Genomic DNA, 13,106 nt, shown 5'->3' on the forward strand with positions numbered 1-13,106 from the left:
CCTCGTTGATGACATCAACGGGGCTTTTACTTTATATACAGAGAACGTCATACATAGACGTTCACGATTCACAACCTAATGGAGGTCACATGATGAAGAACTTATTATCGATGGAACATTTAACAACAGAAGAGATTAACCAAATCCTAGATCTTGCGCAAGCATTTGAAAATGGTGAAACATCATCGTTATCTCGCCCGTACAAAGTGGCCAATCTATTCTTTGAACCAAGTACTCGTACAAAAACAAGCTTTGAAATGGCAGAATACAAAATTGGCTGTCATGTTATCCCTTTCGATGCAGGGTTTTCGAGTGTTACGAAAGGGGAAACGATGTATGATACTGTCAAAACGTTAGAAATGATTGGTTTAGATGCTGTCATCATTCGAGCTTCAGAAGATGAATATTACAATGAGCTGCTGGGTGGTATTAATGTAGCGATTATTAATGCAGGGGACGGTGCTGGGCAACATCCTTCACAATCCTTATTGGATCTTTATACCATCAAAAAAGAGTTTGGCTGTTTCGAAGGGTTGAATGTCACAATTGCAGGAGATATCTCTCATAGTCGAGTAGCCAAATCAAATGCAACAGCATTACAAAATTTAGGGGCAAATGTTCATTTCCTTTGCCCAGAAGAATGGTCTGGCGGTTTTGAAGCGCATCATTCATGGGATAATCTGATCGAAATAAGTGATGTCATTATGTTACTACGTGTGCAACATGAACGTCATAAAGTAAATAAAAGCTTCTCAAAGGAAGGTTACCATCAAGAGTTTGGTTTAACAATTGAACGAGAAAAGCAAATGAAAGAATCCGCCATTATTATGCATCCAGCACCCGTAAATCGTGATGTTGAAATTGCTTCTGAGTTAGTAGAGTGTGATCGCTCTCGAATTTTTGAACAGGTGCGGAACGGTGTTTACACACGGATGGCTATTATGGAAACCATTTTAAAGGGGAGAGAATAACATGACAAAGGTACTTCAAAATGTACAAATGCTAGATGAACAAGGTGAATTGAAGACAGTCAATATTGCAATGGCAGACGGAAAGATTACGGCTATTGGTCAGGATGTGGCTGTAGCAGGTGCAGAACTGATTGAAGGACATGGTTTAATCGTGGCACCAGGCTTTATCGATGTTCATACACATTTACGAGAGCCAGGATTTGAGCATAAAGAAACCATTGCTACAGGCTCCGCCTCAGCAGCAAAGGGTGGCTTTACGACAATTTGTGCGATGCCTAATACAAAGCCAGTACCTGATTCGGTTGACAACATGCAGCTCATCAATGGGCTCATTAAGGACAGCGCTGTTATTCGAGTACTCCCATATGGTTCCCTAACAAAGGATATATCGGGCGAGGTTCGAACAAATATTGAAGAATTAAAATCACATGGAGCCGTAGCGTTCTCTGATGATGGTGTAGGCATTCAGCTAGCCTCAACGATGTATGAGCAAATGAAAGATGCGGCTCAGCACGATATGGTTGTTGTAGCACATTGTGAGGATAACTCATTAATCTATGATGGTGTGATGCATGAAGGAAAGCGTAATAAAGAGCTTGGGCTTCCAGGGATACCTTCCATTTGTGAATCAGTACAAATTGCACGAGATGTACTACTAGCAGAAGCGGCAGGGGCACGCTACCATGTTTGTCACGTTTCTACGAAGGAATCGGTGCGTGCAGTAAGAGATGCGAAGGCAGCAGGTATTCGTGTCACAGCAGAAGTTTGTCCACATCATTTATTACTAGAAGAGATGGATATACCATCTGACGATGCGAATTGGAAAATGAATCCACCATTACGCGCAGCTGATGATAAGGATTCTCTACATGCAGCACTACTTGATGGCACAATCGACTGCATCGCAACAGATCATGCACCACATACAGTAGAAGAAAAATGCTGCGGTATGGTTGGCGCACCATTTGGTATCGTCGGTTTCGAAACAGCTTTTCCATTGCTTTATACACAATTTGTTGAAACAGGAAAATGGACTTTAAAGCAATTAATTGATTGGATGACAGTGAGAGCAGCTGAGATTTTTGATCTGCCATATGGCACATTAGCAGTAGGCGCTTCAGCGGATATGATTTTAATTGATATTCAAAAAGAACAAACAATTGATGCAGATGGCTTTGTATCAAAAGGTCGTAATACACCATTCAACGGCTGGGTGGCAAAGGGTTGGCCAGTACTAACGATTTTTGAAGGCAATATCGTATATCAGGAGGCAGAGTAATGAAAAAACGTTTACTAGTTTTAGAAGATGGCACAGTATTTACAGGTACAGCATTTGGTAGCGAGCGCGCTTCACAAGGTGAGGTTGTATTTACAACAGGGATGACAGGTTATCAGGAAACGATTTCAGATCCTTCATTCTATGGACAAATTGTTACATTGACATATCCTTTAGTTGGTAATTACGGCATTAACCGTGATGACTTTGAATCGATTACGCCAGCCATTCGTGGATTCGTTGTGCGTGAATTGGCTAAAAAACCTTCAAACTTCCGCTGTGATTTAACTTTAGATGACTATTTGACAGCAAAGGATATCCCAGGAATTGAAGGCATTGATACGCGAAAATTAACACGTATCATACGCAGTAAAGGATCGGTTAAAGCGATTTTGACGGCTGCTGATGAAGAAGTAAATGTGGATGAAATTGTAGCACAATTACAAGTGACACCAGCCATTACACACCATGTCCGTGAAGTATCTCCAAAAGCTGCTTATCCATCTCCTGGTCGTGGTAAACGAGTTGTCTTAATTGATTATGGTATGAAGCACGGAATCCTACGCGAATTAAACAAACGTGATTGTGATGTGTTGGTAGTACCTTATAATACACCAGCTGAGGAAATTTTAGCTTGGCATCCAGATGGTATCATGCTATCCAATGGACCAGGGAATCCTGAAGATGTTCAGGAAGGTATTGAAACAGTACGTAACTTAATAGGAAAAGTGCCAATGTTCGGTATTTGTTTAGGACACCAAATCTTTTCATTAGCTAGTGGAGCAAAAGCCTTCAAACTACCGTTTGGACACCGCGGTGGTAACCACCCAGTCAAAGACTTACGCACAGGACGTACAGATTTAACATCTCAGAACCATGGCTATGCTATCGACATCGATTCATTAAAAGAAACGGATTTAGAATTAACACATATCGCATTAAATGATGGAACATGTGAAGGTGTGCGTCATAAGAAATATCCGATTTTCACAGTGCAATATCACCCAGAAGCATCACCAGGACCAGAGGATTCAAACCACTTATTTGATGAATTCATCGAAATGATGGAAGTAGAAGCAGGGAAGGGGAAACAACATGCCTAAACGTACAGATATTGAAACTATTTTAGTAATTGGCTCAGGCCCAATCGTTATCGGACAAGCAGCAGAATTTGACTATGCAGGTACACAAGCTTGTCTTTCATTAAAAGAAGAAGGCTACCGTGTTATTTTAATCAACTCAAACCCTGCCACAATCATGACAGATACAGAAATTGCGGACAAAGTATATATCGAGCCAATTTCTCTTGATTTTGTCTCTCGTATTTTACGTAAAGAGCGTCCAGATGCGATTTTACCAACACTTGGCGGTCAAACAGGTTTAAATATGGCGATCGAGTTAGACAAATCAGGTATTTTAGACGAGCTTGGTATTGAAATTCTTGGTACAAAACTAGATGCTATCCATAAAGCAGAAGATCGTGATTTATTCCGTAATTTAATGTATGAGCTAGGTGCTCCAGTTCCTGAGTCTGATATTATTCATAACTTAGATGAAGCGAAAAGATTTGTTGCGAAAATTGGATACCCTGTAATTGTTCGACCAGCCTTTACACTTGGCGGTACAGGGGGCGGGATTTGCTACAACGATCAAGATTTAGAAGAGATTGTGACATCGGGTTTAAAATATTCACCCGTAACACAATGTTTATTAGAAAAATCAATTGCTGGCTATAAAGAGATTGAATATGAAGTAATGCGTGATGCGGCTAACAATGCCATTGTTGTATGTAACATGGAAAACGTTGACCCAGTAGGAATCCATACAGGTGACTCAATCGTTGTAGCACCAACGCAAACACTATCAGATCGTGAAAACCAAATGCTACGTAATATTTCGCTAGATATTATTCGTGCACTTAAAATAGAGGGTGGCTGCAACGTCCAGCTAGCACTTGATCCATATAGCTTTAATTACTATGTGATTGAAGTAAACCCACGCGTATCGCGTTCATCTGCACTAGCATCTAAAGCAACAGGTTATCCAATTGCTAAGCTAGCAGCTAAAATTGCAGTTGGTTTAACATTAGATGAAATTAAAAACCCTGTAACAGGATCAACATATGCTTGTTTTGAACCTGCACTTGATTATATCGTAGCTAAAATTCCTCGCTGGCCATTCGATAAATTCGAATCAGCTAAACGTAATCTTGGTACGCAAATGAAAGCTACTGGTGAAGTAATGGCATTAGGTCGCACATTTGAGGAAGCTATGTTAAAAGCGGTTCGTTCTCTTGAGACAGGTCAAGTACACTTAGAGTTAAAGCATGCTGAGGAAAATTCAGATTCTTGGATTGAAAAACGTATCCGCAAAGCTGGAGATGAGCGCCTATTCTTTATCGGTGAAGCTTTACGTCGAGGTGTAGCAATTGAACAAATTCATGAATGGTCAGCGATTGATCTATTCTTCTTAAATAAGTTTAAAAATATCGTGGATATGGAACAAACACTTGCTGACAATAAAAATGATAAAGATGTCCTACGTACGGCTAAACGTTTAGGCTTTGCAGATAAGAAAGTTGCTGAGCTTTGGGAAACAACACCAGAAGCCATCTATGCTTATCGTAAAGAACATGGCATTATTCCAGTCTATAAAATGGTTGATACATGTGCAGCGGAATTTGAATCGGAAACACCATATTTCTATGGCACATATGAAGAAGAAAATGAATCTATTAAGTCAGAAAAACCTTCTGTTGTGGTACTTGGATCAGGCCCAATCCGCATCGGCCAAGGGGTAGAGTTCGATTATGCAACAGTACACTCAGTATGGGCGATTCAAGAAGCTGGCTATGAGGCAATTATTATCAACTCCAACCCAGAGACAGTATCAACAGACTTCTCTGTTTCTGATAAGCTCTACTTCGAGCCATTAACAATTGAGGATGTTATGCATATTATCGATTTAGAACAACCAATTGGTGTTGTTGTTCAATTCGGTGGTCAAACAGCCATTAACCTGGCCGATAAATTAGCAGCAAATGGTGTAAAAATCTTAGGTACATCTTTAGAAGATACTGACCGTGCAGAAAACCGCGATAAGTTCGAGCAGGCTTTACGTGAATTAAACATTCCGCAGCCGCTAGGGGAAACAGCCGTTTCTACAGAGGAGGCTCTTGCCATTAGTGAGCGTCTAGGCTTCCCAGTACTTGTTCGTCCATCGTATGTACTTGGTGGACGTGCAATGGAAATTGTCTACAATCAAGATGAATTACAGCACTATATGGAAAATGCAGTGGAGGCATCTCCAGATCATCCTGTTTTAGTAGACCGTTACTTAACAGGACAGGAAATCGAAGTAGATGCTATCTGTGACGGCGAAAATGTTCTAATTCCAGGAATTATGGAACATATTGAGCGTGCAGGGGTTCACTCTGGAGACTCAATCTCTGTCTATCCACCACAAAAATTAACACAGGTACAAAAGGATACATTAGTTGATTATACAACTCGTCTCGCGAAGGGCCTAGGCATCGTTGGCTTAATGAATATCCAATACGTAATTTCACAGGGCGAAGTATTTGTGATTGAGGTAAACCCACGTTCATCACGTACAGTACCATTCTTAAGTAAAATTACAAATATTCCAATGGCTAATATTGCAACGAAAGCAATCCTTGGAAAATCTATTGTAGAGCAGGGCTACCCAACAGGTTTAGCGCCTGAACAAAAGGGGGTATTTGTAAAAGTACCAGTGTTCTCATTCGCAAAATTACGTCGTGTAGACATTACATTAGGACCTGAAATGAAATCCACTGGTGAGGTAATGGGGAAAGATGCAACATTAGAAAAAGCCCTTTATAAAGGTTTAGTTGCAGCAGGTATGGAAATTCGTACAGAAGGTACAGTATTGTTTACTGTATCTGATAAAGATAAGGAAGAAGCGATTGCATTAGCAAAACGTTTCTCTACGGTAGGGTATCGCATTGTAGCTACTGAAGGTACAGCAAAAGCATTTGAAGAAGCAGGAGTACGTACAGATATTGTTGGCAAGATTGGTGCGAAAGGACAAACATTGATTGACCTTATCCAAAATGGTGAAGCTCAGCTTGTTGTCAATACATTAACTAAAGGGAAGCAGCCAGCTCGTGATGGCTTCCGAATCCGTCGTGAGTCTGTAGAAAATGGCGTACCTTGTCTAACATCTTTAGATACAGCAGAAGCAATGGTTCGTGTTATCGAATCCATGACATTTACAGCAGAACAAATGCCAAAAGCGGAGGTAGTACACTAATATGATACGTCAAGAGAAAATGACGGTCGTCTCTCAAAAGCAAATTGCGACAAACATTTTCGAACTGACACTTCATGGTGAACTGGTTCAGGAGATGACTCCTGGCCAGTTTGTCCATGTAAAGGTGTCAGATTCATTGGAGCCGCTTTTACGTCGACCAATTAGTATTGCAAATATTGATAAAGAAAACAATGAGTTTACTATGATTTATCGTGCTGAAGGGCGTGGTACGAAAGTGCTGGCGACGAATCGAGAAGGTCAACAAGTCAACGTGCTTGGTCCAATAGGTAATGGTTTCCCAGTAGATGCGGTACAAGAGGGAGGCACTGCACTATTAGTTGGCGGTGGAATTGGTGTACCACCTTTACATGAATTATCCAAACAATTGAATGCTCGTGGTGTGAAAACCATCCATGTCCTAGGCTTCCAAACAGAGGATGTCTGCTTTTATGAGGATGAATTTAGTGCACTTGGTGAAACACATTATGTGACTGTGGATGGCTCGAAAGGTACAAAAGGCTTTGTAACAACTGTATTAGAGTCAAGTGCCCCAAAGTTTGATGTATTTTATTCCTGTGGGCCATTACCGATGTTAAAAGCATTAGAGGGCTTTTATCCTGAAAAAGAGGGTTATTTATCATTTGAAGAACGTATGGGCTGTGGTATTGGAGCTTGCTTTGCATGTGTATGTAAAACAACTGATGAAGTTGAAAAAGACTATGTTAAAGTATGCTCTGATGGTCCAGTTTTCCCGAAAGGAACGGTGGCACTATGAGTCGTTTAACCATTCAAATACCAGGCTTAGCGTTAAAAAATCCAATTATGCCAGCTTCGGGTTGCTTTGGCTTCGGCCGTGAATATGCACAGCTTTATGATTTGTCAAAACTAGGTGCTATCATGATTAAGGCAACAACGGTCGAAACACGTGCCGGTAACCCAACGCCACGTGTTGCTGAAACAGCGGCGGGGATGTTAAATGCAATTGGTTTACAAAATCCAGGCATTGAAAAAGTGATGAATGAAGAATTGACATTTTTAGAGAGCTATGATGTGCCAATTATCGCTAATGTTGCTGGTACTGAAACGGCAGATTATGTGGAAGTAGCACGTCGTATTTCAGCAGCATCAAATGTCAAAGCGTTGGAACTAAATATTTCTTGCCCTAACGTGAAGTGTGGTGGCATCCAGTTTGGGACAGACCCAGCCACAGCACGTCAGCTTGTTGAGGCTGTCAAGGCTGTGTCTGAAGTGCCAGTCTATGTGAAGCTATCACCAAACGTGACAAATATTGTGGATATTGCTTTAGCTGTTGAAGCAGGTGGAGCAGATGGTATTACGATGATAAATACATTGGTAGGTATGCGTTTAGATGAGCGTACAGGAAAGCCTGTCATTGCTAATGGAACAGGTGGACTATCAGGTCCTGCTGTTAAACCTGTAGCAATCCGAATGGTTTATGAGGTGTACAAAGCTGTCAATATTCCGATAATTGGTATGGGTGGTGTAACAGAAGCACAGGATGTTATTGATTTTATGTCTGCAGGTGCTTCAGCTGTAGCAGTAGGAACAGCAAACTTTGTTGACCACTTTGTCTGTCCAAACATCATTGAAGAATTACCAGCAAAGCTTGATGCATTAGGTGTAGAACATATAACAGAGATTATCGGAAGGAGCCATCGCTGATGAATACGAAACCAATATTAGCACTAGATTTTCCAGGAGAAAAAGAAGTGTTTGATTTTCTAAAACAGTTCAATGAGCCTCTTTTCGTGAAAATTGGTATGGAATTATATATGCAAGAAGGGCCTGACATTGTTCGAAAAGTAAAGGATTTAGGTCATGATATTTTCCTTGATTTAAAATTACATGATATCCCGAATACAGTAGGCTCGGCGATGAAGGGTCTAGCAAAACTAGGGGTAGATTTAGTCAATGTGCATGCTGCTGGGGGACGTCCTATGATGGAGGCAGCACTAGAAGGACTTGAAGCAGGTACACCTGCTGGCAAAGAACGTCCAGCATTAATAGCCGTTACACAATTAACATCAACAACAGAAGAACAAATGCAAGCAGAACAACAAATTGCTCTATCTTTACAAGAGTCTGTCTTACATTATGCAAGTCTTACAAAACAAGCAGGTTTACAAGGTGTAGTTTGCTCTGTACATGAGGCGAAGGCAATTGCAGAAGTGTGTGGAGATGATTTTCTACGTGTAACACCTGGAATTCGTCTAGCAGGCGGTGCTGCACACGATCAAAAGCGTATTGCCACACCAGATGGCGCAAAGCGTGACGGTTCATCACTCATCGTTGTTGGGCGTGCCGTAACTGGTGCACAGGATCCAGTAGCTGCATATAAAATCGTAAGTGAATTATGGGAGGCATAAATGATGACATTACAAAATGAAATTGCACACGCTATGTTAAAAGTGGGTGCTGTAGAATTAAATCCAACTGAATTATTTACATGGGCGTCTGGTATTAAATCTCCTATTTACTGTGATACTCGTTTAACAATCTCAGACCCAGTTATTCGTAAACAATTAGCAAATGGCTTAGCAGCTGTTATCAAAGAGAATTTTGGTGCAACAGAAATCGTAGCAGGAACAGCTACAGCGGGTATCCCACACGCAGCATGGGTAAGTGATATTTTAGAATTACCGATGGTTTATGTACGGTCAAAAGCAAAAGAACATGGTCGTGGTAATCAAATCGAAGGAAAATACGCAGCAGGTCAAAAAGTAGTTGTTGTGGAGGATATCGTTTCCACAGGCGGTTCTTCGATTACAGCAGTAGAAGCATTGCGTGCAGCTGGCTGTGAAGTATTAGGCGTAGTTTGTGTCTACACCTATAATCTTCCACGCGCTGAGCAAGCATTTGATGAGGCTGGCATTCAGTATGTATCGTTAACAAACTTCGATTATTTAATTGAAGCAGCAAACGAATCAGGTGCTATTAAAGAAGAAGATATTCCATTTTTAAAAGAGTGGCATAGTAAATTAAAGGCTGGAGAGTTATAATGAAAAGCTGTTCTATAGGTTATTTGACCTGTAGAACAGCTTTTTTCTTTCTTTATTAAATAGGATGAGGGTATTTAAAATTGAATACTAAAACCATTAAAACGATGAATACCTGTCCCAAAACGTACTAGATTATTCTCACGAAGTGTCATAATTGCCCGTTTCACCTCCAATAAAATAGAAGGATCAAGACCTAATGTGTGATGTGAACCAAAAATTTTCGTAAGCGAAGGTAAGTTAGCTATTTTTTCTAAAGATTGAACTAAATCCTCGGGGGAAGTAGTTGGAAAAAATGCATAAATAGGTGCTTGATCATAGAGTAAGTCCCCTGTAAACAAATAACCATATTTATGATCCAAAATAGCAATATGGCCAGGCGAATGCCCGGGTGTGTGGAGAATTGATAATTTTCGGTTCCCCATATCTATAACATCCCCATCTTCTAAAAATCCAGAAGGCTGTCCCTGAAAAGGCTTGTAATTCGATGGATTAAACGTTTTAGGTGTAGGTAATGTAATATTACGTCCAATATCCTTTCTAATCTGTTCGATAGATAATTTAGGGATACCATTGATTAACCAATCAACTTCATCCTTATGAACATAAATATCATCAAATGCTCCATGGCTACCAATATGATCCCAGTGGACATGTGTTGTCATCACAGAAATGGGCAAAGAGGTTAATTGTTTACTAATCCTTTGAATATTATCAATGCCAAGACCTGTATCAATGAGAACAGCCCGTTTTTCTCCAAGCAATAAAAAGGAATGTACTTTTTCCCAATGACCATATTCACTTATAGCATATGTTTCATTATTGATTTCTTCTACTGTAAACCATTCATCATTAATTTTTGCCATCACAGACAACCCTTCCTTATGTTAATAATTTAATAAAACTTTGTCATTGGAAATTTTAACATAAAAACATGTAATTTCCTTTAAAAATATTCTAAATAGTATTTCTATATCGAAAATTGGAGAAAAAATCGGCAATCAGAAATAATTAAGAAGTATGGTAGATAGCTATAAACTAATAGCTATAAATTATTTTTTTAAAGTAATTTGAAATATTAGCACTTCAACGTCCAAAATTATTTATTGAAAACAAAAATGTGTGAAATATAACTTTTTCATAAAAAGTATTTTTTTTACTTTTCGCTTTAAAATACTGAATTAATTGAATTTTTAAGCATTTTATTTGCGCGAATAAATATAATGTGAAATATCATTAATTATATTTATATAATATTCATTTGTGAGAATTGTAACTTTGTAAAGAAAAAGTAAAATAATTCTTAACTTTAAATACTGAAATTACTATTTTTTTAAGGAAGAGGTATGGTGGAAATTTATATTTTGGTTTGTAATAATTTGAAAAAGGTACTTGCGTTTATACATGTTTTCTAGCTAAAATAATAGCACGGTTTAATTTTCAGATAATTCTATCAGCGGCTTACGCGTTTAAAGCGAAAAAATTATTAAAATTATACTAGCTATAATGAAAAAGAGAGGGGAAGAGAGAAAAATTAAATATGATTCTGATATAAAGTATCATTTGTATTTTCAGAATATTGAATAATAGAGGAGAGATTGTTTGAATACAGCAAAAGACTTATTAACAATTACAAATTTGTCTACAAGTTTTCGCATTAAAGATACATACCACGCTGCTGTAGATGATGTCTCACTTTCCCTTAAAAAAAATGAGGTATTAGCAATAGTTGGAGAATCTGGTTGTGGTAAAAGTACATTAGCGACTACTATTGTAGGCTTGCACAATGAAGTAAATACAAAGGTTTCTGGTGATATTTTTTATAATAATCAAAATTTAGCTCAATTGAATGACCAACAATTTAATAACTTACGTGGTAATGACATAGGATTTATCTTTCAGGACCCACTTTCAGCACTTAACCCTTTAATGAGAATTAACGAACAAATAGAAGAAGGGTTAATTTATCATACTAAGCTTTCAAAACAACAGCGAAGTGAAAGAGTATTAGAACTACTAAATCAAGTTGGGATTGCGAATCCAAAACGTGTCGCTAGACAATTTCCGCACCAGTTATCTGGTGGTATGCGTCAGCGTGTTATGATTGCAATTGCCTTATCATGTAAGCCTGCTATATTAATTGCTGATGAACCGACAACTGCTTTAGATGTGACAATTCAGGCCCAAATTTTGGACCTATTAAAAACATTACAGACTGAAACGGAGACAGGTATTATTCTCATTACGCATGATTTGGGTGTTGTAGCGGAGATGGCTGATCGAGTTGTAGTTATGTATGCAGGGGAAGTAGTGGAAGAGGCTCCAGTTCGGGAATTATTCAATAATCCAAGACATCCATACACTCGCTCGCTACTAAATTCAATTCCACAAACACATAGCGAAAATGAAAGACTCGAGGTCATTCAAGGGATGGTACCATCTCTAATAAATTTACCTCGAGAAGGTTGTCGTTTTTCAGGAAGAATTCCGTGGATTGATGCATCTTCACACGAAACAAAACCTCAATTACATGAAATTGCGCCAGGACATTTTGTGAGATGTACCTGCTGGAAACACTTTCATTTTGAAGGTGAAGAAGGGGGCGGGGCTATATGAGCTTTATGCAGATTAAGGATTTAAATGTTCACTATCCAATACGTGGTGGATTTTTTAATACTATTGTCGATCGAGTATATGCGGTGGACGGCGTGACGATGGAGTTTGAAAAAGGGAAAACCTATGGATTAGTAGGTGAATCAGGATCCGGTAAATCGACTACTGGAAAAGCGATCATTGGCTTAGAAAAAATCACCTCTGGTCAAATTTTTTATGAGGGCGAAAATGTCACAAATCAACGAAGACAGCGTGATTCAGCCTATAACAAAGATATTCAAATGATTTTCCAAGACTCTCATTCAAGTATGAATCCTAGGAAACGTGTTCTTGATATTCTTGCAGAACCCATTCGAAATTTCATGAAGCTTAGTGATCAAGAGGAACGCAAACGTATTAAAGAGCTACTAGCTATTGTTGGGATGTCAGAGGATGTCTTACTCAAATATCCACATGAATTTTCGGGAGGACAAAAGCAGCGTCTTGGCATTGCGCGAGCGGTTGCATGTAACCCTAAAATGATCATTGCGGATGAGCCTGTTTCTGCACTAGATCTATCTGTACAGGCACAGGTCTTAAATTTTATGAAAGATATCCAAAACGAATACGGTCTTACTTACTTATTCATTTCCCACGATTTAGGTGTTGTTAAACATATGTGTGATCATATTTCTATTATGTATAAAGGCCGCTTTGTGGAAACTGGTACAAGACATGATATTTATAAGAATCCACAGCATATTTACACGAATCGGCTTTTATCAGCCATTCCGAATATCGAACCAGAGACTAGGGATGAGCGCAAATTGATTCGACAAAAAGTAGAAGAGAATTATCAACAAGAGCAACATAAATATTATGATGAGCATGGAAAAGTCTATCCACTGAAATCCATTTCAAACACACATATGGTTGCAATGTCGGGAGGAATGTGAA

At 39.0% G+C, this 13,106-nt stretch carries 11 protein-coding genes; 10 read left to right on the forward strand and 1 reads right to left on the reverse strand.

Going from position 1 to position 13,106, the window contains the following annotated elements:
* The first annotated feature begins 92 nt into the window (after nt 1-92).
* From MHI22_RS21095 to pyrE, 8 genes are read left to right on the forward strand one after another with little or no spacing between them, the layout of a single operon-like run.
* The gene (locus MHI22_RS21095) at nt 93-971 is read left to right on the forward strand and encodes an aspartate carbamoyltransferase catalytic subunit (RefSeq protein WP_271913535.1); all 879 of its coding nucleotides are present in this window, start codon (nt 93-95) and stop codon (nt 969-971) included.
* Nucleotide 972: 1 nt separating this feature from the next.
* Nucleotides 973-2,250 (forward strand): dihydroorotase, encoded by a 1,278-nt coding sequence (locus MHI22_RS21100; protein ID WP_340812635.1) that lies wholly within the window; start codon nt 973-975, stop codon nt 2,248-2,250.
* On the forward strand, nt 2,250-3,350 hold the full coding sequence (carA, locus tag MHI22_RS21105) for a glutamine-hydrolyzing carbamoyl-phosphate synthase small subunit (protein WP_271912489.1): 1,101 nt from the start codon (nt 2,250-2,252) through the stop codon (nt 3,348-3,350). Before MHI22_RS21100 ends, carA begins: the two co-directional genes overlap by 1 nt.
* Nucleotides 3,343-6,540: a carbamoyl-phosphate synthase large subunit gene (gene carB, locus MHI22_RS21110; protein ID WP_340812636.1), complete on the forward strand. Its 3,198-nt coding sequence runs from the start codon at nt 3,343-3,345 to the stop codon at nt 6,538-6,540. The genes carA and carB overlap by 8 nt, the downstream gene beginning before the upstream one ends.
* A gap of 1 nt (nt 6,541) precedes the next feature.
* The gene (locus MHI22_RS21115; RefSeq protein ID WP_101966394.1) at nt 6,542-7,315 is read left to right on the forward strand and encodes a dihydroorotate dehydrogenase electron transfer subunit; all 774 of its coding nucleotides are present in this window, start codon (nt 6,542-6,544) and stop codon (nt 7,313-7,315) included.
* The gene (locus MHI22_RS21120; RefSeq protein ID WP_036125043.1) at nt 7,312-8,223 is read left to right on the forward strand and encodes a dihydroorotate dehydrogenase; all 912 of its coding nucleotides are present in this window, start codon (nt 7,312-7,314) and stop codon (nt 8,221-8,223) included. Before MHI22_RS21115 ends, MHI22_RS21120 begins: the two co-directional genes overlap by 4 nt.
* On the forward strand, nt 8,223-8,927 hold the full coding sequence (gene pyrF / locus MHI22_RS21125) for an orotidine-5'-phosphate decarboxylase (RefSeq protein WP_058843479.1): 705 nt from the start codon (nt 8,223-8,225) through the stop codon (nt 8,925-8,927). The genes MHI22_RS21120 and pyrF overlap by 1 nt, the downstream gene beginning before the upstream one ends.
* 3 nt (nt 8,928-8,930) lie before the next feature.
* The gene (gene pyrE / locus MHI22_RS21130) at nt 8,931-9,560 is read left to right on the forward strand and encodes an orotate phosphoribosyltransferase (RefSeq protein ID WP_340812637.1); all 630 of its coding nucleotides are present in this window, start codon (nt 8,931-8,933) and stop codon (nt 9,558-9,560) included.
* A gap of 74 nt (nt 9,561-9,634) precedes the next feature.
* Here the strand turns inward: pyrE and MHI22_RS21135 are convergent, their stop codons facing one another.
* Nucleotides 9,635-10,423 carry an MBL fold metallo-hydrolase gene (locus tag MHI22_RS21135; protein ID WP_036125068.1) on the reverse strand — a complete coding sequence of 263 codons (789 nt, stop codon included), beginning with the start codon at nt 10,421-10,423 and terminating at the stop codon, nt 9,635-9,637.
* A gap of 736 nt (nt 10,424-11,159) precedes the next feature.
* On the opposite strand from MHI22_RS21135, the gene MHI22_RS21140 reads away from it, so the two are divergent.
* A complete protein-coding gene (locus tag MHI22_RS21140) occupies nt 11,160-12,173 on the forward strand; it encodes an ABC transporter ATP-binding protein (RefSeq protein WP_089931966.1) in 1,014 nt (337 codons plus the stop codon).
* Nucleotides 12,170-13,105 carry an ATP-binding cassette domain-containing protein gene (locus MHI22_RS21145; protein WP_089931969.1) on the forward strand — a complete coding sequence of 312 codons (936 nt, stop codon included), beginning with the start codon at nt 12,170-12,172 and terminating at the stop codon, nt 13,103-13,105. Before MHI22_RS21140 ends, MHI22_RS21145 begins: the two co-directional genes overlap by 4 nt.
* Nucleotide 13,106: the final 1 nt, after the last annotated feature.

Source organism: Lysinibacillus sp. FSL L8-0312, assembly GCF_038003285.1.
Classification (GTDB): domain Bacteria; phylum Bacillota; class Bacilli; order Bacillales_A; family Planococcaceae; genus Lysinibacillus; species Lysinibacillus fusiformis_D.